Here is a 22,207-nt window from a genome sequence, read left to right on the forward strand (position 1 = left end):
CTGGATCAGGCGTGCGCCATGAACTCAGGGAACCATGCTTCATGAGCCTGTGACAGCTTACTGACGGATATGGTGGTCAGATTTGCAAAGTTCAAATCCGTGCCGCCCGTGGTTCCCAGTTCTTCCACCCCAATGCCCAGATCAATGGCGTCTTCCATGAAGGCAGCCAGCTCGGCGTTGGTGATGGTGACGACATACCGCCCCTGATCTTCACCAAACATCTTGGCATGAACATTTTCGAGGTCAAGCTTTACAGTTGCGCCCATCTTACCGGAAATGGCCATTTCAGCCAGAGCAACTGCCAGACCGCCCGAAGAAATGTCGTGAACGGCTGTGACGCGGCCCGATTCAATGCTGTTGCGAACGAAGGTGCCGTTGCGCTTTTCCTTTGCAAGATCAACAGGTGGCGGTGCGCCTTCTTCACGCCCCAGAACCTCAGCCATGTACTGGCTCTGTCCCAGGTGTGTGCCGTGACCGCCGATCAGGAGAATGGTTTCGCCTTCTGCAACAAAAGCACTGCCAACGCGCTTGGTCACGTCTTTCAGCAGGCCAACAGCGCCAATGGCTGGAGTTGGCAGGATGCCTTCGCCGTGTGTCTCGTTGTAAAGCGACACGTTGCCGGAAACGATCGGGGTTTCCAGCACCTCACAGGCCTCTCCAATGCCTTTCAGGCAGCCCACGAACTGGCCCATGATCTCCGGCTTTTCAGGGTTGCCGAAGTTCAGGTTATCAGTGGTTGCCAATGGCAGTGCACCAACAGCGGACAGGTTGCGGTAGGTCTCTGCAACGGCTTGCTTGCCCCCTTCAAACGGGTTGGCATAACAGTAGCGCGGGTTCACATCCACGGTGAACGCAAGCCCCTTGTTGGTGCCTTCCACGCGGATCACGCCTGCATCACCACCCGGTGTGGCCGCGGAGTTGCCCTGAATGAGGGTGTCATACTGCTCATAGACCCAGCGACGGGAAGAGCCGTTGGCGGAGCCGACCAGTTTGAGAAGCGCCTCTGTGTAGTCCGCAGGTGCTGCGATCTGGTCGGCCGGAATGGCGGCTGGTTCTGCCCACGGCAGCCAAGGACGGTCATATTCCGGGGCTTCGTCGCCCAGTTCCTTGATCGGCAGGTCAGCCATGACTTCGCCGTGGTGCTTGATCACAAAGCGGAGCGTATCGGTTGTGACACCCACAACCGCAAAGTCCAGACCCCATTTCTTGAAGATGGCTTGAGCAACATCTTCCTTGGATGGCTCCAGAACCATGAGCATGCGCTCCTGGCTTTCAGAGAGCATCATCTCATAGGCGCTCATGTTTTCTTCGCGCACTGGCACCTTGTTCAGGTCCAGCTCGATCCCGAGATTGCCCTTCGCGCCCATTTCAACGGCGGAACAGGTCAGCCCGGCTGCGCCCATGTCCTGAATGGCGATCACGGCGCCGGTCTTCATCAGTTCAAGGCAGGCTTCCAGAAGGCACTTTTCGGTGAACGGGTCACCCACCTGAACGGTTGGGCGCTTTTCCTCGATGGTGTCATCGAATTCGGCGGATGCCATGGTCGCACCGCCCACACCGTCGCGGCCGGTCTTTGCGCCAAGGTAAACGACCGGAAGGCCGACACCCTTTGCTTCAGACAGGAAGATCTTGTCTGCATCAGCAAGACCTGCAGCAAAGGCGTTCACGAGACAGTTGCCGTTGTAGCTCTTGTGGAATTCCACTTCACCGCCCACGGTCGGCACACCGAAAGAATTGCCGTAGCCGCCCACACCGGAAACCACACCGGAAACAAGGTGCTTGGTCCGTGGGTGGTCAGGCTCACCAAAACGCAGAGCGTTCATGGCCGCTACCGGACGGGCTCCCATGGTGAACACGTCACGCAAAATGCCGCCAACACCCGTTGCCGCCCCTTGATAAGGCTCGATGTAGGAGGGGTGGTTGTGGCTTTCCATCTTGAAGACAACGGTCTGGCCGTCGTCAATGTCCACAACACCAGCGTTTTCGCCCGGACCCTGAATCACACGGGGGCCCTTGGTTGGCAGCGTCTTGAGCCATTTCTTGGAGGACTTGTAGGAACAGTGCTCGTTCCACATGGCAGAGAAAATGCCAAGCTCTGTGAAAGTCGGCTCGCGGCCAATCAACTCCAGAATACGCTCGTATTCATCTGGTTTGAGGCCGTGGGCTGCGATGAGTTCGGGGGTGATCTTGACGGTGTTCTGGATCATCACTTTCTGACTGCTTGAAAGGGCGCGGGACGCCGGACCGAAGTTAGGTGTCTCCTAGCAGATTGGGCCGGGAAAGTGAAATCTACATCTGTGTTTTGTCGATGAAAAATCTGGCAGGTGCCGCAATTTTCAGCGAGATGGGGCAGGTGCACCGGTTGCGCATCGGGCCTCTTTCCATTTTCTGGTCCTTGATGGCAGCGCCGTCAAAACCGTCGCCGCAGGTGCGGTGGGGTGGAAGGTGGCGACACAGCCGCTGACTTCCTCAGCGTAACCAGCTTCACGGGTGAGGGGGATAACTGTTCCGGCAAGCGCGAAGGCGAATGGTGGTCCACATCCTGCATCTGGTGCCTTCAGCGCGGCGGCAATCCCATCTTCCGGTCACGGTCTGCGGGCCAATGCAAGAAATCCGTGTTTTGTTCAAATCCTTTCAAATTCTTTCAACCACCAACGCAAACTGCCGCGCCGCTTGGGGCGAGGCAGTTATTCCCTCTGTCAGGTGCGGTCTGGTGTCAGGCTACCGGGCCTGTGTATTCGCCGCGGGCCGGATAGTTTTTGGCCTTGACGAAATCCAGCGCGCCCAACAGGGGGTTGAAGTCAGGCCGCGCGAACGGCATGGTCTGCACGTTGCCGAAGTAGAGCGTGCCATCCGGCTTGATCAGAAACAGGCCGGGTTCGGAAAACTTGGCAGGCTCTTCAATGCCGATGGATGTGGTGCCGTGGCCCTCTGAAATGTAGAGGCCCCATTCCTTTGCCTTGGGCAGGGAAACGGAATGCCCGACACGCAAGTTATTCGCGCCAATCTTGGTAGCAAATTCTGCTGCGCGGCCTGCGTCATCTGAAGACAGCGCAAGAGTTGTTACCCCTTTTTCATTGAACTGCGGCGTCAGCGCTTCAAGCTCTTTCAGGTAGGTGGCGCAAATCGGGCAATGCAGGCCGCGATAGAAGACAACCATGGTTGCGAACTCAGGTGTCTCTGAGGCCAAATCAAAAGTGCCGCCGTCGACAAGCGGAACACTGAGGGAAGGGACAGGCTGGCGTGGAATGAGCATTTCGTTTCTCCAGAGTTTGAGTGTTGTCTTCTCGGTAGTTGTTGGTAGGATATCGAACTATAGATTATATTTTGTTCGTAAAAGGTGACTTGGAGTACGGAAATGGCCGAGCAGAGAAACCTTGATCGGTTGTGGGGCATTATCGAGAAGTTCCGTGTCAAGGCGGCCATCACCGCCAGCGGCGGCCAGGTCACTCCCATTGGAAACTTCTTCATTTATGACTGCCATCAGACCCAGCATCGCAAACTTGTGTTTCTGCCTCATGCGGACAGCGAAGCCTCTGGTGCGTTCGAGCTTTGCAAGGACCGCTCGTTGTTGGTGGCGGCCTCTGTGGTGATTGGTGGGCCGGGCTCCCTCATTTCCCAAGCGTTGCCAGCGCAAGTGCTTGTAAACCTGAGTGAAACACCAGACCTCGCATCGGTGGCAGATCTGTTGGTTGAGGAGGTCACTGTTCCGCGTTGTGGCGGTCCTGCCGTTTTCGGAAGGCTTTGCGAGGTGGTTGTCATCCGCTTGTTAAGGCATGCAATTAAGGCGGGTGTCGCGGACGTTGGATTGATCGCTGGACTTGGGCATCCCAAGCTGGCACAAGCCATTGTTGCAATGCATGAGGCACCGGAGAAAAGCTGGCGTCTTGAAACCCTTGCTGATGTGGCGGGCATGTCCCGTACCCAGTTTGCGACGGGGTTCAAGGAGGTGCTTGGCAAGACGCCGGGGGCCTATTTGACAGAATGGCGGTTGGCCGTGGCTCATCTTGAGCTGGAGGCGGGGCGTCCTTTGAAATCTGTTGCCGCACGTGTTGGGTTCGCCTCACCCGTAGCGCTCTCGCGTGCGTACCGCCGATACTATGGCGTTTCACCCCGTGAGACCAAGAATGAAGGCACGGCACTCGAGATCTCTCGGGTGGCTTAAAGCTTTTGAGCCAGTGGTTTAACAAGAGTTTTAGTGGTGAAATGACAAATGAAGTTAAAAGAGAGCCGCAGGAAGGCTCTCACGGAAAGACAGAGGGCACACCGGGTGAGGTCTTTTCGGCCTTTCTCAAGTTGGGGGTGACGTCTTTCGGCGGGCCTATTGCGCACCTTGGATACTTCCGCGACGAGCTGGTGCAGCGCCGTCAGTGGGTCTCCGAAGAGCGGTATGCTGACCTTGTGGCGCTGTGTCAGTTCTTGCCTGGTCCGGCCAGTTCTCAGGTCGGCTTCGCGCTGGGCTTGCTGCGTGCGGGGCCACTTGGCGCTTTGGCCGCCTTTACCGCGTTTACGCTTCCTTCCGCCTTAATCCTCATTGCTTTTGCCTATGGTGCAGATGCCTTTGGCGGTCCGGTCGGTCTTGGACTTATTCACGGTCTGAAGCTGGTGGCGGTTGCCGTCGTGGCGCAAGCAGTTTGGGGGATGGCGCAAAACTTATGCCCGGACAAGGAGCGCGCGGCCATTGCCGTGATCTCGGTTTTTGTGGTCACGTTTTTGGCAACTGCAGGCGGTCAGATTCTCGCCATCATCTTTGGTGTGGTAGCCGGTTTCGTGCTGTTGCGCGATCCCTCTGACAGCGGCGAAAGCCATATGCGGTTTCCGGTCAGCGTTACTGCGGCAGGCATCTCATTTGCCGTGTTCCTGCTTTTGCTGATTGGCGTACCGCTGGTGGCCGGTGGCTCCTCCGATACGGCGCTTAGTGTTTTTGACGGCTTCTACCGGGCCGGGGCCCTTGTTTTCGGCGGCGGGCATGTTGTTCTGCCTTTGCTTCAGACCGAGGTGGTCTCTACCGGTTGGCTGAGCAGCGAGAGTTTTCTGGCAGGTTATGGTGCCGCGCAAGCGATGCCGGGCCCGCTCTTTACCTTCGCATCCTACCTCGGGGCGGCCATGTCTGAGCCCATTGGCGGCCTTCTTGGGGCGCTGGTGGCAACACTGGCGGTGTTCCTTCCGGGCTTTTTATTGCTCATTGCAGCGCTGCCGTTCTGGAACACCATTGGTGCTCGTCCTGACGCGCGTGCTGCCATGCGCGGTGCCAACGCTGCGGTGGTCGGAATTTTGGGCGCAGCCCTCTACAACCCCGTCTGGACCAGCGCGGTGCTAAGCCCCGCCGACTTTGCAGTGGCTCTTGCTGGTTTCATCCTGTTGGTGCGATGGAAGTTGGCACCTTGGATTGTTGTTGTGCTTCTGGGGGGCGCCGGTATCGCCATGAAGCTGTTGCTCGGCTGATATTGCCGGTTCCTAGAAAAAACAAAAAGCCCGCTCACTGAGCGGGCTTTTCTGTATTTTTTTTCAGATAGATCAGGCTGCTGCCAAGTTCGCGAAAACGCTTTCGAACATGGCGCGGCCCTGCAGGCCGCCGTGCAGATCTTCGATGAGATTTTCCGGATGCGGCATCATGCCTAGAACGTTGCCCTTGGCATTGGTGATGCCGGCGATGTCGTTCAGGGAGCCGTTTGGATTTGTGCCGTCTGCATAGCGGAAGGCAACCTGACCATTGCCTTCGATCTGGGCCAGCGTTTCTGCGTCCGCAAAATAGTTGCCGTCGTGGTGGGCAACCGGGCAGCGCCATACTGCGCCTTTCTCCATCTTGGAGGTGAAGGCGGTATTGGTGTTTTCGGTCTTGAGCATCACTTCCTTGCACACGAAGTGCAGGGAGGCGTTGCGCATCAAGGCACCAGGCAGGAGGCCCGCTTCGGTGAGCATCTGGAACCCATTGCAAACGCCAAGAACGTGACGGCCCTTATCCGCAGCGTCCTTGACGGCTTGCATGATTGGCGAACGGGCAGCAATAGCGCCTGAACGCAAATAATCCCCGTAGGAGAACCCGCCGGGAAGGACCACGAGGTCCACATCCGGAAGTGCGGTTTCAGTGTGCCAGACGGTGGCGACAGGCTGTCCGGAGATTTTCTCCAGCGCCTTGATCATGTCGCGGTCCCGGTTGGAGCCGGGGAAGATGATGACTGCGGACTTCATAGGACCTTAGCTCAGCTTTCTATGAGTTACAGAAGGATTAAAACTGCGAGGAGGGAGAGCAGCATGGGTAGCAGGATGAACACAGCCGCCTTGATGGCCAGGAAGCGAACGATCTTCCGGGTATCATCTTGTTGCGCTTTGGATGTGTCCTGCATGCACTCAGCCTCAGACTAGAGCAGCTCGATGGCGTAGTTCTCGATCACCGTGTTGGCGAGAAGCTTTTCGCACATGGCTTCGATTTCTGCCTTTGCAGCTTCTGCATCGCGATCGGTCAATACGATGTCAAACACCTTGCCCTGACGGACACCTTCAACACCATCAAAACCGAGAGAGCCCAGAGAGCCTTCGATTGCTTTGCCCTGAGGGTCAAGAACGCCGTTCTTAAGGGTAACGGTCACGCGTGCTTTCATGGTTTTGTCTGGTCCTCTGAATTGGGTCGTGTCGCTGAGCGCCGCAGAAAAACAGCGCCAAATTGTCGAGGGTCTCTTACCCCGGACAAGCGTGCGATTAAAGGAAAAAATAAGGGGCGATCACATATGTCGCCCCGTTTTCTTCGCGTTCGCTGGTCAGTCTCAAGAGAGGCTGAACTACTTAACCAGCACAGGACCACCGCCCTGTGGACGGTCGTTCTCGATCAGGATGCCGAGACGGCGTGCGACTTCCTGATAGGCTTCAACCATGCCGCCCATATTCTGACGGAAGCGATCCTTGTCGAGCTTGTCATTGGTCTTGGTGTCCCACAAACGGCAGCTGTCTGGAGAGATTTCATCAGCCAGAACAATGCGCATCATGTCGCCTTCGATAAGGCGGCCAAGCTCGATCTTGAAGTCAACAAGGCGGATGCCGACACCCATGAACAGGCCCGACAGGAAGTCGTTGATGCGAATGCCCAGAGCCATCATGTCATCTAGCTCTTGAGGCGTTGCCCAGCCAAATGCCGTGATGTGCTCTTCAGAGACCAGCGGGTCACCCAGCTCATCGTTCTTGTAATAGAACTCGATGATGGAGCGCGGCAGCTGCGTGCCTTCTTCAACGCCAAGGCGCTTGCTCAACGAGCCAGCAGCCACGTTGCGGACAACGAGCTCGATCGGAATCACTTCCACTTCGCGAATGAGCTGCTCGCGCATGTTCAGGCGGCGCAGGAAGTGGGTCGGAATGCCGAGATTGTTCAGGTTGGTGAAGATGTACTCGGAAATCCGATTGTTCAGCACGCCCTTGCCGTCAATAACCTCATGCTTCTGGTTGTTGAAGGCCGTCGCATCGTCTTTGAAATGCTGGATCAGTGTACCTGGCTCAGGCCCTTCGTAAAGAATCTTGGCCTTGCCTTCGTAAATTCGCCTGCGGCGGTTCATTAGCGCGTACCACTAGTGTTCGAGAAACATCAATTGCAAGGCCCTTTGCCGCCAGCCTCCGCCGCACCGGCGTCCATGTTCATGGCCTGCTCGGCGGGGTATGGCTCTTAGCGGGCTCGGGACCCCGCTCGTGCGCGCGGAAGTTAACCGACTTTTGGACAAAGCACAAATGGCCATTTTCCAATAGGCGTGAGTGCCTCCAAATGCCGACAGTCTCTGACAAGATACGGTGAACTGCCATTTTGACGTGGGCGTGCCAATCGCCTAGAATTAAAGGGAAATCGGTGAGCTGAGAGTCGGCTCTCCGCACTTTGGGAGAAGTGCGGCACAGCGGGAGAAAACGTATGACGACCTTCGACAACCGCGAAAAAAGCTTTGAGCATGGGTTCGCAATCGGGTCTGAGCTGGCTTTCAAAGCGAGGGCGCGTCGCAACCAGATGATCGGCCTGTGGGCTGGAGAAAAGCTCGGTATGGACGCTGCAGCGGCTGATGCTTATGCCTCCGAGTTGGTGGCGCTGGACCTGAAACCAGAAGCTGATGACGTTGTTTTTGAGCGCATTGCTGAAGACTTTGCCAAGGCAGGTGTTGCCCAATCCCATCACCAGATTCGCCGGAACATGATGCAGATGCAGATTGAAGCGGAGCGGCAGGTAAGGGAGAGCGTTTAACGCACTTGAGCTGACGCAAACACGGGGTGAGGCCGTTCGATGTGACGGTCATGCATGTGCGTGTAATGCCTTGGCTTTACGCGCGTTGTTCTCGTGAATTGGCTTTTTGTCTTTGGGAGGAGACATGCAAACATGTGGTGAGAACCTTGCCTCAAGGCTGAGGCAGGGCGGTGTCGTTCACAGCGCCTGGAGCAACTTTGGGGTGCCTGTCGTCTGTGAAGCGTTTGTGCGCGCAGGCTTTTCCAGTGTTGTGGTTGATATGCAGCATGGCATGGCTCGCGGTAGCGAGGCGCGGGACTGCGTTTCGGCTATTGTTGCTGCAAAGGCTTCTGCGGCAGTTCGCGTGTGCGTTGGCAGCTTTCAGGATGCAAGCTGGATGCTGGATGTGGGCGCGGAGGCGGTGATTGCCCCCATGGTCAACAGTGCTGAAGATGCCAAGCGACTTGTTGAGTTTTGCAAGTACCCTCCCGTTGGCGCGCGAAGTTTCGGCGCATTCCGCGGTTGCATGCTGAACGATTGCGATATGGCAAGCTACCAGGAAACGGCCAATGAAGAGACGGTTGCCATGGCGATGATTGAGACACCGGAAGCAGTTGGCGCGTTGGATGACATCCTAGCCGTGGACGGTTTGGACGGTGTGTTTGTTGGGCCCGCGGACCTGTCTCTGACCCTCTCAAACGGTGGGGAAGTGGCACCCGAAGCCGATCATGCATTAAGCATGCAAAAGGAAATCGCTGAGAAGGCGGAGGCCGCTAGGAAGTTCGCCGGGATTTACTGCGTCAGTGAGAGGCATTTTCACGCGTCCGTGGCAAGTGGCTACCGGTTTTTGGCCTATGGTGCGGATGGCCAGATCTTCGGAGAGGCTGCCCGGCACGTGTCCAGTTTGTTGTCGTCACATCCAACTAAAGGTTCCAGCGACATCTACTAGGCGTCGTTCCATCACAGAATAGCTATTGAGATGTTGTCCGCTGAAAATGGAAAAGCCCGCAAGCTTCAATCTCGCGGGCTTTTGTCGTTTCAAATCAGGTGTGTGTGACTAGCGACGAGCTGCATCTCCGGCAGCACGGATGGCTGCAATGTTCTGGCGGTAGCTCTCAAGGGTGCTCCCTTTGAAGACGGCTGAGCCTGCTACCAGCGTGTCCGCACCTGCCTGTGTGATGAGAGGGGCGGTTTCGGGCGTGATGCCGCCATCAATCTCGATGCGGATCGGACGATCGCCAATCATCTGTTTGATGCGGCGCGTCTTTTCGATCATGGAAGGGATGAATTTCTGCCCGCCGAAGCCTGGGTTCACGGTCATCACGAGGATGAGATCCAGACGGTCGAGAACATACTCGAGGCTGCTTTCTGGGGTCGCCGGGTTGAGGGAAACGCCAGCTTTCTTGCCCTGGTCCTTGATGGCCTGCAAGGAGCGGTCCAGATGCTTGGAGGCTTCCGCATGAATGGTGATGTAGTCGGAGCCCGCCTTGGCAAAGGCTTCGATGTAAGGATCGACTGGTTCAATCATCAGGTGCGTGTCGAAGACCTTGTCGGTGTACGGACGAATGGCGGCAATAAAGTCCGGCCCGAAGGTGATGTTCGGGACAAAGTGGCCGTCCATCACGTCCAGATGGATCCAGTCGGCGCCAGCTTCTGCTACGTCGCGAACTTCCTGACCGAGCTTTGAAAAGTCCGAGGCCAGAACGGACGGTGCGATGACGAGTGGATTGCTCATCTCAAGGTCTCCAGAGCATGCTTGTTAGTCTTGTCATGGCGCTAGCACGAGGGCGTTGTCAACGCAAGTTGCCCACTGGCCGTAAACGACGCGCAAGAGGGGAAAGAAATAGGGGCATGAGGAAAATGGGGAGCTGGCCGAGGCTGAAGTAAAGCCATGCAAACTCTGGGATGCTGCCGCCAAGACTGGCAAGCATGAGGCCGAGATTTCGTGCTCCAACTGAATGAGCGATGACAAATGCATCGCTGCCTCCGCTGCGGAGGAACACAAGTGCGGTCACGCCCATTTGGAGCAAGGTCGCGCCAAAGGTGATGAGGGTGAAAACCAGAGGCACGGCGGGATCTGTAAGCAGCAGGTGAGCGACGCCATCCATGGCCGCTACTGCGAAGACAAACAGCACAATGCAATTGAGGCCATTGAGGTGGTTGGCGCTGGCGGCGATCCGTGCTGTACCAATCACCTTTCGGCAAAGTGCGGCCAAGGCAATGGCTGCCGCCAGCATGAAAAACATGTTCAGCGCGAATGCAAAGGGATCCACTTTCAGCGTTGCTGGCAGGATGAGTGCAGCAATCATAGCGGAGGAGAGCGGTGCGATCAGGAGTGTCACAACTGAGAGGGCAAGGCTGAATGCCCCATCCAGCCGAAGCATGTAAATGAAGGCGGGCGCGGACATGACCGGCGGGGCGGCCGTGGCAATGAATAGCGCTGTCATGGCGCCGGGGGCAAGGGCCTCAAGATCGATGGCTAGCGCGCCAGCAGCGCAGATCAGGGGCCATACGATCATCATCCAGACACCCGCTGCAATGAGCAGTTTGGGTCGGCGCAGACGGGCTTGGAGCGCGGTGGTGTCTACTCGCAAAAGGTTCAGAAAAATCAGGATGAAGATGGCCGTGGTCAGAAACGGTCTGAATGTGCTCGCAAGATGCGGCAGCAGGATGCCAAGCAGGAGCGAGATGGCAACCGTGTAGGTGCCGTAGTGGCCAAGCAGTGCCAAAGCCTTGAGCGGCAATTCGGCGAGCGCGCGCGGGCCAGAGAGGGATGTCACTGAGCGATCCTTACGCAGCGAAAAAATTCACCAATGGATAGTCTTTCCGACCAGAGGTGGCAAGAGAAGTGCGTCATCCAGGAGCCGTGCGAAACACGGCTCTAAAACTTTAGTTTAATTCAACTTTCGCGAAGTGGTAGCGAAACCGTCTCCTTGATGGTTGAAACCACGATGCGAGACTGCACGTCGCTCACAAGTGCATTGTCCAGCAACTTCAATCTGAGGAAGTCATCATAGGATTTGATATCGCTGGTGACCACTTTGATCAGATAGTCGACGGCACCCGTGATGCGTTCGCAGGTCACGACTTCCGGCCAGCGAGCTACCAGTTTGTCAAACTGTTCCATGTTCTCCCTGCTGGGGAGAGACAGTTTTACAAAGGAATAGGCCAGAAAATTGAGGCCGACGGCTTCCCTGTCCACCACTGCCGCGACCTGCTTGATGACGCCCGTTTCCTTTAGTTTCTTGATCCGACGCCAGCACGGTGTCTGGCTCATGCCTGCCTCCCGGGCAATATCGGCGATGGACATGGACGCGTCCCGTTGCAAGATTCTCAACACGCGAATGTCCGATAAATCTAGGAGAGAATTTTCGTTCATGTGCCCCTGTAGGAATTTTTATTTCGATTAGTTACGTAATATCAGGTATGTTAGCACAGAAATATCTAGAAAAAAGGATCATGCTAAGGGGGAGAACGTGAGCTTTTCGCAACCATGAGGAGGAGGGACAAGCCTCAGGTTGCGGTAGGGAGGAGGAGCCCCATACTATGAATGTTCATGTGCCTACCGTCCGTTTAGATGATAAGTATACCTCAACAAATGGTCGAGTTTATATTTCAGGCATTCAGGCTTTGGTACGCGTTGCGCTTGACCGCGCACGCCTTGATCATGCAGCGGGTTTGAATACTGGAGGTTTTATCTCCGGTTATCGTGGATCCCCAATTGCGGGGTATGACAGCGAACTGCAACGATCACAAAAGTTTCTTGATCCACTCAACATCCAGTTTCAGCCGGGAATCAACGAAGAACTGGGCGCAACTGCGGTCTGGGGTTCGCAGAAGGTGCGCCAGCACGGCAAGGGCGCGAATGTCGACGGCGTTTTCGGCATCTGGTACGGCAAGGCACCGGGCGTGGACCGAGCCGGGGACGTGCTGAAGCAGGCAAATGCCAGCGGTGTGGACCGCAACGGTGGTGTGTTGGCTCTGGCTGGGGATGACCATCTGGCGAAGTCGTCCATTCTTCCCGCGCAAAGTGAGTTTTTCTTCCAGCACGCAGAAATGCCGGTACTGAACCCTGCCGATGTGCAGGAGGTTCTGGATTTCGGTCTGCATGGCTTTGAGCTCTCGCGCTTTGCAGGCCTTTGGAGTGCGATGATCTGTCTGGCCGATACGATGGACGGCTCGGCGACCATTTCCGTTGACCCGGAGCGTCTGTCGTTCATCTGGCCTGAAGACAAGGACCCGCACAAGAGCGCTGAATTGAACCGCGTGCTGCTTCTTGGCAACCGCCTTGAAACGGAACGCTTGCTGCGTGATATCCGCTTGCCGGCAGCGCAGGCTTATGCCCGCGCAAATCGTTTGGACTATGTAGGCTATGGTGCGCGCAAGCCACGCCTTGGTCTTGTCGCAACCGGCAAGGCCTACCGGGACCTTTGCCAGGCGCTTCAACTCTGCGGCATTACCGATGAGCGTGCGAAGGAGATCGGCCTTGCAGTTTACAAGGTCGGCATGCCTTACCCGCTGGATCCGGCAGGCTTTGGAGAGTTCGCCCGTGGTGTTGAGCGCATCATGGTGGTGGAACACAAGCGGGCCTTCCTCGAGCCGCAGATCAAAGAGCTGGCCTACGGCTGGTCAGAGCAGCAGCGTCCAGAGGTGTGGGGCAAGAAGACGCCGCAGGGCGATCCTCTGCTCTCCGATGTGCTTGAACTTTCCATGGATGAACTGGTGCGGGCGGTGATGACGTTCCTGCCACGGGATTACGTCACAGACGAAATGAAGTCGGTTGCGGACCGCATGATGCGCCAGCAGATGTGGGCTCAAGGGCACGGCGAAAAGGCTTCCAGAGTTCCGTATTTTTGCTCCGGTTGCCCTCATTCTTCTTCTACCGTTGTCCCGGAAGGGGCCCGCGCCATGCCGGGTATTGGCTGCCACGCCATGACCGAGGTGGCGGGGCGCACCACGGACGGCCAGATCGCCATGGGCGGCGAGGGCGTTTTGTGGGTTGGTCAGGCTCACTTTGCCAAGGACAAACACGTTTTTGCAAACATGGGCGACGGCACCTACTTCCATTCCGGCATCCTGGCGATCCGTCAGGCGGTCGCGGCGAAGGTGCCCATCACCTATAAAATCCTCTTCAACGATGCGGTGGCCATGACAGGTGGCCAAGAGCATGATGGTGAGTTGACGGTTCCTGAGCTTTTGAGCCAGTTGCAGGCTGAAGGTGTTGGCAAAATCGCGCTGCTGTCAGAGCGTCCCGAAATATATGAGGGTCGCCGGGATCTCGCGATTTCCATGCCGGTTCAGCACCGAGATCATCTGATGGAGGTGCAGAAGGAACTGCAACAGTTTGAGGGCGTTTCGGCGATCGTTTACGATCAGACCTGTGCTGCGGAAAAGCGCCGCCGGCGCAAGAAAGGGCTCTATCCCGATCCGGACAAGCGTCTTTTCATCAACGACCGTGTGTGCGAAGGCTGCGGCGATTGTTCCGTCCAGTCCAACTGCCTGTCTGTTGAACCGCTTGAAACGCATTTTGGCGAAAAACGCCGGATCAACCAGTCGTCATGCAACAAGGACTTTACCTGCGTAAAGGGCTTTTGCCCGTCCTTCGTGTTTGTAGAAGGCGCGACGCTGCGCAAGGCCAAGAGCGTTGAGCTTGATTTGGATGGTCTCATTGAGACACTTCCAGAGGTGGTGCCTGCCAACTTGGATGAAACACGGAACATGCTTATTGCCGGTATTGGCGGGATGGGTGTTACCACCATCGCTGCAGTTTTGGCCATGGCGGCGCATGTGGATGGCATTCAAGCCTCAACATTGGACATGACCGGCTTGGCGCAAAAGGGCGGCCCAGTAACTTCGCATATTCGGTTTGCGGCGGCTGACAAGACAATTGAAGGGCCTCGGGTGCCGCCAGCACGGCTTGATATCTTGTTGGCCAGCGATATGCTCGTCGCCACGAAAGCCGAGCAGCTTACGCTTGCCCACCGCACACGAACAAAGACCTTTGCCAATACGCGAGTTGCGCCGACGGCAGAGTTCGCGATGAAGCAGACGCTCTCTTATGCTGACGCCAAGATGGTAAAGACGCTCGAAGAGGCTTCGCTGGAACTTTCTCAGCACAATTTGGCAACGATTGCGGAGAAGCTGTTTGGCGATGCGATCTTTACCAACATGATGCTGGTCGGGCTGGCCTACCAGTCCGGTAGCCTGCCACTGTCTGCGGAGTCTATTGAACAGGCGATTACCCTGAACGGCGCAGCGGTGAAGCCAAACATCAAGGCTTTCCGCGCTGGGCGAGTGCTTTATGCCAATGCAGAGGCGATCTTTAAGGCCATGCCGCGTGAAGATGCGCTGAAAGCGATGAGCCTAGACGAAAAGATTGCGTTTTATGCCAAGGAGCTCACGGCCTACCAGAATACCGGTTACGCAAGCGCATTTACGTCGCAGATTGCGGCGCTGCGCAAACAGGATGAGGTGCATGGACCCGGTACCATGGAGCTGACGTCGACAGCGGCAGACATGCTCTACAAGGTTATGGCCTACAAGGATGAGTATGAGGTGGCGCGTCTTTACTCTGATCCGGAGTTCAAGCAGAAGCTCGCAGCCCAGTTTGAAAACCCTCGAAAGCTGAAGGTCATGTTGGCACCGCCATTGATGTCCCGTGAGCTGGATGCGCGCACGGGCCGTCCGAAGAAAAAGGAGTTCGGTCCTTGGATCTTCAAGGCGTTTGCGGTTCTCTCTCGTCTGAAAGGGCTGCGTGGCACCAAGTTCGACCCCTTCGGATATACCGAGGAGCGCCGAGAAGAACGGGCTCTGATCAAGCAGTATGAAGCGGATATCAATCGCGCCATCGGTTTGCTTGGCACATCCAGTTACGGTCTCCTTCTTGAGTTCATCAAGCTACCAGATCTCATCCGAGGCTATGGACCGGTAAAAAAGGCGTCACTTGAGAAAGCGAAGATTCGCCGTGATGAGCTCATTGCTCACCTTGATGACGATCCAAGCACGGTTCAGTTCAAGGCAGCGGCCGAGTAAATCTCTCAATTATTGTGATCAAAATCACAAGAAGGTTGAAAGTCGGGGGCTTTGCTCCCGGCTTTTTCTTTTCTCGCCTAACAACTGCACTATGATTTGTGGCCGAGAGCAGGGTTTTCGCTTCAATTCTAACCATTCACTTCTTCATTGATCACGCAGTTGACAAAAAAACCGACTAGACGGTATAGAAACCGTCTAGTCGGTACAGAAGGGCGAAGTGCGCCCTTTTATTGGTGGCGTGAGGGAAATCAAGTGGCCAGCGAAACGCGAGAAGTCATCCTGAAGGCAGTGAAAGACATCGTATTGGAAGTCGGCGTGACCGGTCTGACAATCGATGCCGTTGCACAGCGTGCAGGGATGTCCAAGGGCGGAGTGCTTTACAACTACCGTTCCAAGGATGCGCTCATCGCAGGCTTGATTGAGTTGCAGTGCACTTGCTGGCAAGCTGAGATTGAAAGATTGTCTGGGACCTATCGCGAAGAGGGCCTGAGCAATCCAACATTGAGAGCATTGCTCACAGTAGACCAAGGGGTCTCTGAAGATGTTTTGGCAGTGTGTCTGATTTCCCTTAGTGACCGCCGTTCCGAGCTGTTGGAACCATTCCGCGAAATGACGCAGAACTTGACAAACTCCGTCAACAAAGAAGCGAAGAACTTAAGAGCTGCTGCACTTGCCTCCGTATTCGTTGATGGGCTTTACGCCCGTGAGGCGTTTGGACTGGAGGCGAGAAGCCCGGAACTCGTCGAAGGAGCCAAAGAACTGCTTCTTGAGCTCCTAGATCAATCCAGATGATTAAACAAAAACCGAGTACCAGCCTGGGAAGAGCTATGAATACTAAAGGTACTAAGACCAAATTGACTTGGTGGGGTGGTCCACTTGTGCTTGTCGCAATGGGCCTCATGCTCGCTGGCTGTCAGGAAGAAGCTGCAGATGCTTCCGCTCAGGTAGAGGCAAAGCCGCGTCCGGCACCCGTCATGGCCGTATCTGAGGAAGAAGGACTGGTCACCCGGAACTTCACGGGCCGCGTCGAAGCGGTTCAGACGGTCGATCTGGCATTTCGTGTTGGTGGGCAGATTGTAGAACTGCCAATTCGTGAAAGCCAGAGTGTGAAAAAAGGGGACCTGATCGCTGCACTGGATCCTGCCGACTATGAGGCAGCGGTACGCGAAGCAGAGGTCAACATTCAGCAGCGCAAGCTGGACCTTGATCGCTATGAGACCTTGAAGGACAAGGAAGTGATTTCGCAAGGGGCTTATGACAGCGCCAAGACTGCGTTCGACCTTGCCTCCGTTCAGCTGGAAAATGCGCGGCGTAATCTTGGCTATACAAAGATCTATGCGCCCTACGATGCGGTGATTTCCTCTCGTCTGGTCGATAACTTCACGATTATCAGTCCTGGCACCTCTGTTGTGCGTGTTCAGGATGTCCACGAAGTCCAGATCGACATCAATGTTCCTGAGCGGTTGTTTGCGCAGGCGCGGGCACAGAATGTTCTTTCCATGACCGCCGAGTTTCCGGCCCATCCGGGCAAGGAGTACCAGCTGGAGTATCGCGAGCATTCCACCGAGGCAGATCCGATCACACAGACCTATCGCATTACCCTTGCAATGCCACACCCAGAGGACATCAACGTGTTTCCGGGCATGACGGCAAGCGTCAAGATCCGCTCCAAGCAGTATGGCCTTGCGGGGACCCCGGGGTTCCTCGTCCCTGCCTCTGCCGTGACGGGTGATGCACAGCGCGAGCCATTCGTGTGGGTTCTCAACTCAGAGACCAATGCGGTGAACAAGCGCAACGTGAAAATAGGCACTTTGTTCGGTCCGTTCGTGCCGGTGGTGGAAGGGCTTGACGAAGGTGAGTTGATCGTGACTGCAGGCGTTGGCCATCTTCAAGAGGGTCAAGTCGTTCGGCCTGTAAAGTAGGACCAGGAGATCCCAATGGATATTGCACGCTACTCGATTGAGAAGCCGGTCAATGTCTGGATGGTTGTTTTGATCGCCTTGCTTGGCGGTATTTGGGCACTCTCCAGTATTGGTCGCTTAGAAGACCCGGAATTCACGATTAAGACTGCGCAGGTCATTACGGCCTATCCGGGTGCCAGCGCGTCAGAAGTTGAGGAAGAAGTCACTGAAAAGCTGGAGACAGCCATTCAGCAGCTTTCTCAGCTTGACGAGTTGACCTCCAATTCTGAGCCGGGTCTTTCCCGTATTCAGGTCGAAATCAAGGACACCTACGACAAGAACGAGTTGCCGCAGGTTTGGGACGAACTACGCCGCAAGGTGAACGATGTTCGCAATGACCTTCCGGCGGGTGTTCGGGATCCAATCGTCTTTGACAGCTTTGGCGATGTCTACGGTTTGTACTATGCCTTTACCGCGGATGGGTACAGCAATCGCCAGTTCCGGAACATGACGCAGGAACTGCGCCGTGAGCTGCTGACGGTGGAAGGCGTGGCCAAGGTCGATGTGCTTGGCGAACCACAGGACGAGATCCGCATCAACGTATCTCAGGACCGCTTGGCACAGCTTGGCATCACCTTGAGTGATGTTATGGCCGTTCTGGGCGTAGAAAATGCCGTTCAGGAAAATGGCACCACCCTTGCCGGTGATGCACGCCTGCGTATCGTGACGGACTCTGCTTTCCATAGCTATACCAGCATCGCTGATCTGGTTATCGGGCGCCCTGGGTCTACGGCAATGGTTCGCCTTTCCGACGTTGCGACGCTGGATGTGAGCGAGCCGGACAATCCAAGCGAGATTGTTCGTCACAACGGCTCCCGTGCCGTGACGCTTGGCATCTCCGCCATCGGCGGCACGAACATTGTGGATGTCGGGCAGCACGTTGAAGCGCACATCAATGAGCTTCAGGAGACCCTGCCGCTGGGTATGGAGATCACCCCGATTTACGAACAGCATGTGGTTGTTGATACGGCGGTGAGTGACTTCGTTCTCAACCTTGCCATGTCTGTTGCAATCGTGATCATAGTCCTTGGCATCTTCATGGGCTGGCGTGCTGCGCTTGTGGTGGGAACGTCCTTGTTCCTCACCGTGATGGCGACTGTGTTCTGGATGGAGATTCTGGGCCTTCAGCTGGAGCGTATTTCGCTTGGCGCGCTTGTCATTGCCATGGGCATGCTCGTGGACAACGCGATCGTGGTCGCAGAAGGCATGATGATCAACATGCAGCGCGGCATGAAACCACTTCCCGCGTCTTCGCTCGTTGTGCGACAGACCAAATGGCCATTGCTGGGCGCTACCATCATCGGGATCATGGCGTTCTCGGGCATTGGGCTTTCGCCAGATGCAACAGGTGAATTCCTGTTCTCGCTGTTTGCGGTTGTGGCGATTTCACTTCTGATGTCCTGGGTGTTTGCGATCTTGCTGACGCCGCTATTCGGCAAGTACTTCTTCATCACCAGCCTGTCTGGCGAAGATCAGGACCCGTATCGGGGCATGATCTATGTAGCCTACAAAAATCTTCTGGTGCTGGCTCTGCGTCTGCGTCCGGTCACCATCATCTTGTTGGTGGCAACGACAGCCGTGTGCATGTACAGCTTCAAGTATGTGGGCATTGCATTCTTTCCCGACTCTTCGACACCGCTGTTCTATGTGAACTACTGGGCGCCTCAGGGGGCGGATGTGCGCAGCACAGATCGTGATCTGCAGATCCTTGATGAGTACATCCATTCACTCGACAGCGTGACGGATACCTCCTCATTTGCGGGGCGTGGCGCGGCGCGTTTCATGCTGACCTACAGCCCAGAGGATGCAACTCCGAACTATGGTCAGATCATCGTTCGCACGTCCACGACGGAAACGATCGATGCGCTGGCCGTGAAAATTCGCGAGTTCAGTGCGCAGACCTTCCCGAATGCACGCGTGTTTACAGAGCGTCTCGTCTATGGACCGCCGTCAGGCGCCTCGATTCAGGCGCGTTTCTCGGGTCCGGATGCCAATGTGCTGCGCGAACTTGCAGGCAAGGCGGAAGTGATCTTCAAGGATCCTAAGTATCGCTTGTACGATGTTCGAACCGATTGGCGCGAACGTGAGCTGGTGTTGCAGCCGGTGTTTGATGAAGACCGTGCTCGCATCGCTGGCATTACACGTCAGGACCTTGCGAATGCTGTGCTGTTCTCATCGGATGGTATGCGCGCTGGCAGCTATCGTGATGAGGATGAGAACATTCCGATCATGGTACGCCGTGAGCGGGCAGAGGGCACGACGGCCTCCGAGATCCTCATGGATACGTTGGTATGGAGCTCTCAGCAAAGTGCCTACGTGCCGATCGATCAGGTAACCGACGGCGTGAAGACCGTGACCGAGGATACCCTTATCCGGCGTCGCGACCGCGTGAAGACGCTGACTGTGATGGGGGCGAACGCGGATGATGAGCTGGCGTCCGTTGCGCATGCCCGCATTCGCGGTGAGATTGAGGCTATTCCTCTCCCGTACGGCTACTCCTTGGAGTGGGGCGGTGAGTATGAAAGCTCCAATGAGGCGAATGCATCGTTGGGCAACGCATTGCCTCTTGGCTTCCTGGCCATGATCATCATCTCGATCCTTCTGTTTGCGAAGGTGAGGGAGCCGCTGATCATCTGGTTGATGGTTCCCATGTCCATCAACGGTGTGACTATCGCCTTGCTGGGAACGGGCTTGCCGCTCGACTTCATGGCAATCCTGGGCGTGCTGTCGCTCTCCGGTATGTTGATCAAGAACGCGATCGTTCTCATTGATGAGATTACGGTTCAGATCTTTGAAGGCAAGGAGCGCTTCCAGGCGGTGGTTGAGGCCAGCGTGTCTCGTCTGCGACCGGTTTGCATGGCCGCGTTCACGACGATTCTGGGTATGGCCCCGCTGGTCGTGGATCCGATGTTCCGCAGTATGTCAGTGGCAATTATGGGTGGTTTGGCGTTTGCGACCATTTTGACCCTGATTGCTGTGCCTGCGCTTTACTGTGCGTTCTACCGGATCTCATACCACCCGCTGGACAAGTCGGGCTCTGGTCCGCACAAGCCATCCGCTGCTCAGCTTGAAAACGAAGCTGACAAGCAAACGGCAGGTGTATCTAAAGAACTCGCCCCTGCATAAGCAGGGGTGAAACAGAAAGGGCAAGACAGGTGCCCCGACCCGTCTTGCCCTGAAAAGCGTCGCTCATCTTCCCAACACCACGAGCGGCGCTTTTCTTTATGCGCTGTAAGGTGAGAAAGAACAAGCCTGTGGCTTGAAGGGGTTTACCTGCCGCCGTAGAGAGATTTCCAGGTCGGCACCGCATCAGACCGATCCGGTGTGGCCATATAAACGGCGCGTGCGATGGCACGTGCGAGGGTTGAGGCGGCATAGGCGCCAAGCAACTGCATCTCCGCCACCGGATCCGTCATGGCACGTCTGCCGGTGGACATCACGAAAATCAGATCTCCATCTAGTGGTGTGTGCGCGGGCCACAGGGCATGGGCGTAGCCGTCATGCGCCGCAATGGCGATACGCTTTGCCTCAGCCTTGGTCAGGATCAGATCCGTTGCGATGACGCTGATTGTTGTGTTCGCCGTTGGCTGCGCAGCGCTCTCGACATTCGACAGCTTGGACAATATGCCTTCGGCGGGAGGAGGCAGGTCTGCAGGTAGTCCCAGTCCCCCGAACTCCTCACCAATTTCGAAAGATGCGGCTCGAAAGTTCGGCAGACCATCAAACGTGGTTGTGCCAAGAGCGTTGACGGCGGTGAGTGCGCCCACTACGCCACCCGTTGGCAACAGCGTTGAGGCGGAGCCAAGACCGCCCTTCAGGTTAGCTGTCGTTGCCCCATAGCCCGCACCTTCAGTGCCAAGGGCAAACATTTCTCCTGCATTTTGCGCAGCTTGTAATCCAAGGTGACGGTAGGGTGTTTCATCAAGCCCCCATGTCTTGTCTCCTCCGTTGAGAAGATCAAAGAGAATGGCACCAGGTACGATAGGTACGCGAACAGAGCCAATGGCAAACCCCTTGCCCCGCTTTGCCAGCAGTGCTTGCGCCCCAGCCACAGCATCCAGGCCGAACGCAGAGCCACCTGAAAGCACAAGTGCGTCAATCTGCGCCACGGTTTGTTCCGGCTCCAGAAGCGCAACGTCACGGGTGCCGGGCGCACCGCCATGGATGGCAACCGACGCTACAGAAGGGTTTTCGGGTACGACCACAGTCGCGCCACTTTTAAGAGCAGGGTCGTGTGCGTTCCCGACGGCTATGCCGGGAACATCTGAAATGAGATTGAGTGCACCAGTTTTTAGTTTTGCCATTGGACGCTCGTCTGGTTCTTTTTAAAGACCAGTTCAGCATACCTAGGGTTCTGCTTGGTGGCTATAGAGCGTGGTAGTTGCGATCGAGATAAATGAGGGCTTTACTCTTCTCGCCGCAGCTCGCTGCGACAACGCGTCCGAACAGCACGGAGTGCGTTCCGACCTCTGAGATTTCGCTCACTTCGCAATCGAATGCAACGCGGGCACTCTTCAGCACTGGAGAGCCCGTTTGCAGCGTTTGCCAGTCTGCCAACGCGAACCGCTCATCCATTTCCAGATTATCGCGGCCAGCAAAAGCGTCCGAAAGATCCGTGTGATCATGAATCAGCGTGTTCACTGAAAACACGCCGTTGCGCTTTATGATGTCGTTAACGAATGTATTCCGATTCAGGCAAACCAAAACCGTAGGTGGGCTGTCGGTTACGGAACAAACGGCGGAGACGGTAGCGCCGACCCGTCCAGCACCTCCATTGGACGCCAGAATATTCACAGAGGCACCAAGACGGCTCATGGCCTCTCGGAAGTCATCTGCCTCTATCGTTTTCTTTTGGTCAGTCATCGGCGTCTTCGCTGCAGTTGCTGTCATTTGTATCGAGGCCTTGCGTGCGTATCGGGAGGTCTGTCCTGAGCACTAGCTAGGGGCTTACACTTAAATTTTCCAGTTAGTTTTTCGTCGGTGGGGGCATTTGCCCCCGCATTCCTGCCGCAAGCAGAGGGGG

General features: G+C 56.1%; 19 protein-coding genes. 8 read left to right on the plus strand and 11 right to left on the minus strand.

Annotated features, from left to right (window positions below; translation table 11 throughout):
• Positions 1 to 5: 5 nt before the first annotated feature.
• On the minus strand, positions 6 to 2,207 hold the full coding sequence (gene purL, locus PUV47_RS11145) for a phosphoribosylformylglycinamidine synthase subunit PurL (protein ID WP_425313756.1): 2,202 nt from the start codon (positions 2,205 to 2,207) through the stop codon (positions 6 to 8).
• A gap of 509 nt (positions 2,208 to 2,716) precedes the next feature.
• Complete coding sequence (locus PUV47_RS11150; RefSeq protein ID WP_274218639.1) at positions 2,717 to 3,256, minus strand: peroxiredoxin-like family protein; 540 nt, start codon at positions 3,254 to 3,256, stop codon at positions 2,717 to 2,719.
• A 102-nt stretch (positions 3,257 to 3,358) separates the two neighbouring features.
• Between PUV47_RS11150 and PUV47_RS11155 the strand changes: the two genes are divergently transcribed.
• Complete coding sequence (locus tag PUV47_RS11155) at positions 3,359 to 4,165, plus strand: helix-turn-helix domain-containing protein (protein ID WP_274218640.1); 807 nt, start codon at positions 3,359 to 3,361, stop codon at positions 4,163 to 4,165.
• Between the two features lie 41 nt (positions 4,166 to 4,206).
• Entirely contained in the window at positions 4,207 to 5,445 is a 1,239-nt protein-coding gene (gene chrA, locus PUV47_RS11160) for a chromate efflux transporter (RefSeq protein ID WP_274218641.1), read from the plus strand.
• A 72-nt stretch (positions 5,446 to 5,517) separates the two neighbouring features.
• Here chrA and purQ read toward each other — a convergent pair whose 3' ends face one another.
• The 4 genes from purQ to purC form a co-directional block, all read right to left on the minus strand.
• Positions 5,518 to 6,192 carry a phosphoribosylformylglycinamidine synthase subunit PurQ gene (purQ, locus tag PUV47_RS11165; RefSeq protein WP_274218642.1) on the minus strand — a complete coding sequence of 225 codons (675 nt, stop codon included), beginning with the start codon at positions 6,190 to 6,192 and terminating at the stop codon, positions 5,518 to 5,520.
• Positions 6,193 to 6,218: 26 nt separating this feature from the next.
• Positions 6,219 to 6,347 (minus strand): phosphoribosylformylglycinamidine synthase-associated small membrane protein, encoded by a 129-nt coding sequence (locus PUV47_RS11170; RefSeq protein ID WP_274218643.1) that lies wholly within the window; start codon positions 6,345 to 6,347, stop codon positions 6,219 to 6,221.
• Positions 6,348 to 6,362: 15 nt separating this feature from the next.
• Positions 6,363 to 6,602: a phosphoribosylformylglycinamidine synthase subunit PurS gene (gene purS / locus PUV47_RS11175; RefSeq protein ID WP_274218644.1), complete on the minus strand. Its 240-nt coding sequence runs from the start codon at positions 6,600 to 6,602 to the stop codon at positions 6,363 to 6,365.
• 177 nt (positions 6,603 to 6,779) lie between these two features.
• On the minus strand, positions 6,780 to 7,544 hold the full coding sequence (gene purC, locus PUV47_RS11180) for a phosphoribosylaminoimidazolesuccinocarboxamide synthase (protein WP_274218645.1): 765 nt from the start codon (positions 7,542 to 7,544) through the stop codon (positions 6,780 to 6,782).
• Between the two features lie 344 nt (positions 7,545 to 7,888).
• Here purC and PUV47_RS11185 point away from each other — a divergent pair, with 344 nt between their 5' ends.
• Positions 7,889 to 8,212, plus strand: coding sequence for a DUF1476 domain-containing protein (locus PUV47_RS11185; RefSeq protein ID WP_274218646.1), 324 nt, complete (start codon positions 7,889 to 7,891; stop codon positions 8,210 to 8,212).
• 124 nt (positions 8,213 to 8,336) lie between these two features.
• Complete coding sequence (locus PUV47_RS11190) at positions 8,337 to 9,140, plus strand: HpcH/HpaI aldolase family protein (protein ID WP_274218647.1); 804 nt, start codon at positions 8,337 to 8,339, stop codon at positions 9,138 to 9,140.
• 108 nt (positions 9,141 to 9,248) lie between these two features.
• Here PUV47_RS11190 and rpe read toward each other — a convergent pair whose 3' ends face one another.
• From rpe to PUV47_RS11205, 3 genes are all read right to left on the minus strand, one after another.
• Positions 9,249 to 9,926, minus strand: coding sequence for a ribulose-phosphate 3-epimerase (gene rpe / locus PUV47_RS11195; RefSeq protein WP_274218648.1), 678 nt, complete (start codon positions 9,924 to 9,926; stop codon positions 9,249 to 9,251).
• Between the two features lie 58 nt (positions 9,927 to 9,984).
• Entirely contained in the window at positions 9,985 to 10,971 is a 987-nt protein-coding gene (locus PUV47_RS11200) for a sodium:proton symporter (RefSeq protein WP_274218649.1), read from the minus strand.
• Positions 10,972 to 11,090: 119 nt separating this feature from the next.
• Entirely contained in the window at positions 11,091 to 11,570 is a 480-nt protein-coding gene (locus PUV47_RS11205) for an Lrp/AsnC family transcriptional regulator (RefSeq protein WP_274218650.1), read from the minus strand.
• Between the two features lie 167 nt (positions 11,571 to 11,737).
• Between PUV47_RS11205 and PUV47_RS11210 the strand changes: the two genes are divergently transcribed.
• From PUV47_RS11210 to PUV47_RS11225, 4 genes are all read left to right on the plus strand, one after another.
• Positions 11,738 to 15,223, plus strand: a complete 3,486-nt coding sequence (locus PUV47_RS11210) for an indolepyruvate ferredoxin oxidoreductase family protein (protein WP_274218651.1) — start codon at positions 11,738 to 11,740, stop codon at positions 15,221 to 15,223.
• A gap of 252 nt (positions 15,224 to 15,475) precedes the next feature.
• Positions 15,476 to 16,015: a TetR/AcrR family transcriptional regulator gene (locus PUV47_RS11215; RefSeq protein ID WP_274218652.1), complete on the plus strand. Its 540-nt coding sequence runs from the start codon at positions 15,476 to 15,478 to the stop codon at positions 16,013 to 16,015.
• A gap of 35 nt (positions 16,016 to 16,050) precedes the next feature.
• The gene (locus PUV47_RS11220; protein WP_274218653.1) at positions 16,051 to 17,145 is read left to right on the plus strand and encodes an efflux RND transporter periplasmic adaptor subunit; all 1,095 of its coding nucleotides are present in this window, start codon (positions 16,051 to 16,053) and stop codon (positions 17,143 to 17,145) included.
• Between the two features lie 15 nt (positions 17,146 to 17,160).
• The gene (locus PUV47_RS11225; protein WP_274218654.1) at positions 17,161 to 20,310 is read left to right on the plus strand and encodes an efflux RND transporter permease subunit; all 3,150 of its coding nucleotides are present in this window, start codon (positions 17,161 to 17,163) and stop codon (positions 20,308 to 20,310) included.
• A 143-nt stretch (positions 20,311 to 20,453) separates the two neighbouring features.
• Here PUV47_RS11225 and PUV47_RS11230 read toward each other — a convergent pair whose 3' ends face one another.
• Complete coding sequence (locus tag PUV47_RS11230) at positions 20,454 to 21,488, minus strand: P1 family peptidase (protein WP_274218655.1); 1,035 nt, start codon at positions 21,486 to 21,488, stop codon at positions 20,454 to 20,456.
• A 61-nt stretch (positions 21,489 to 21,549) separates the two neighbouring features.
• Positions 21,550 to 22,047 carry a flavin reductase gene (locus PUV47_RS11235; protein ID WP_274218656.1) on the minus strand — a complete coding sequence of 166 codons (498 nt, stop codon included), beginning with the start codon at positions 22,045 to 22,047 and terminating at the stop codon, positions 21,550 to 21,552.
• Positions 22,048 to 22,207 lie beyond the last annotated feature (160 nt).

Origin of the sequence: Pseudovibrio exalbescens (assembly GCF_028737195.1) — a bacterium.
GTDB lineage: Bacteria > Pseudomonadota > Alphaproteobacteria > Rhizobiales > Stappiaceae > Pseudovibrio > Pseudovibrio zosterae.

What these genes read in the sequence shown, in the direction of transcription:
- purL (WP_425313756.1), bottom strand. Translation starts at nt 2,207, where the DNA reads ATGATCCAGAACACCGTCAAGATCACCCCCGAACTCATCGCAGCCCAC.
- PUV47_RS11150 (WP_274218639.1), bottom strand. Translation starts at nt 3,256, where the DNA reads ATGCTCATTCCACGCCAGCCTGTCCCTTCCCTCAGTGTTCCGCTTGTC.
- PUV47_RS11155 (WP_274218640.1), top strand. Translation starts at nt 3,359, where the DNA reads ATGGCCGAGCAGAGAAACCTTGATCGGTTGTGGGGCATTATCGAGAAG.
- chrA (WP_274218641.1), top strand. Translation starts at nt 4,207, where the DNA reads ATGACAAATGAAGTTAAAAGAGAGCCGCAGGAAGGCTCTCACGGAAAG.
- purQ (WP_274218642.1), bottom strand. Translation starts at nt 6,192, where the DNA reads ATGAAGTCCGCAGTCATCATCTTCCCCGGCTCCAACCGGGACCGCGAC.
- PUV47_RS11170 (WP_274218643.1), bottom strand. Translation starts at nt 6,347, where the DNA reads ATGCAGGACACATCCAAAGCGCAACAAGATGATACCCGGAAGATCGTT.
- purS (WP_274218644.1), bottom strand. Translation starts at nt 6,602, where the DNA reads ATGAAAGCACGCGTGACCGTTACCCTTAAGAACGGCGTTCTTGACCCT.
- purC (WP_274218645.1), bottom strand. Translation starts at nt 7,544, where the DNA reads ATGAACCGCCGCAGGCGAATTTACGAAGGCAAGGCCAAGATTCTTTAC.
- PUV47_RS11185 (WP_274218646.1), top strand. Translation starts at nt 7,889, where the DNA reads ATGACGACCTTCGACAACCGCGAAAAAAGCTTTGAGCATGGGTTCGCA.
- PUV47_RS11190 (WP_274218647.1), top strand. Translation starts at nt 8,337, where the DNA reads ATGCAAACATGTGGTGAGAACCTTGCCTCAAGGCTGAGGCAGGGCGGT.
- rpe (WP_274218648.1), bottom strand. Translation starts at nt 9,926, where the DNA reads ATGAGCAATCCACTCGTCATCGCACCGTCCGTTCTGGCCTCGGACTTT.
- PUV47_RS11205 (WP_274218650.1), bottom strand. Translation starts at nt 11,570, where the DNA reads ATGAACGAAAATTCTCTCCTAGATTTATCGGACATTCGCGTGTTGAGA.
- PUV47_RS11210 (WP_274218651.1), top strand. Translation starts at nt 11,738, where the DNA reads ATGAATGTTCATGTGCCTACCGTCCGTTTAGATGATAAGTATACCTCA.
- PUV47_RS11220 (WP_274218653.1), top strand. Translation starts at nt 16,051, where the DNA reads ATGAATACTAAAGGTACTAAGACCAAATTGACTTGGTGGGGTGGTCCA.
- PUV47_RS11225 (WP_274218654.1), top strand. Translation starts at nt 17,161, where the DNA reads ATGGATATTGCACGCTACTCGATTGAGAAGCCGGTCAATGTCTGGATG.
- PUV47_RS11230 (WP_274218655.1), bottom strand. Translation starts at nt 21,488, where the DNA reads ATGGCAAAACTAAAAACTGGTGCACTCAATCTCATTTCAGATGTTCCC.
- PUV47_RS11235 (WP_274218656.1), bottom strand. Translation starts at nt 22,047, where the DNA reads ATGACTGACCAAAAGAAAACGATAGAGGCAGATGACTTCCGAGAGGCC.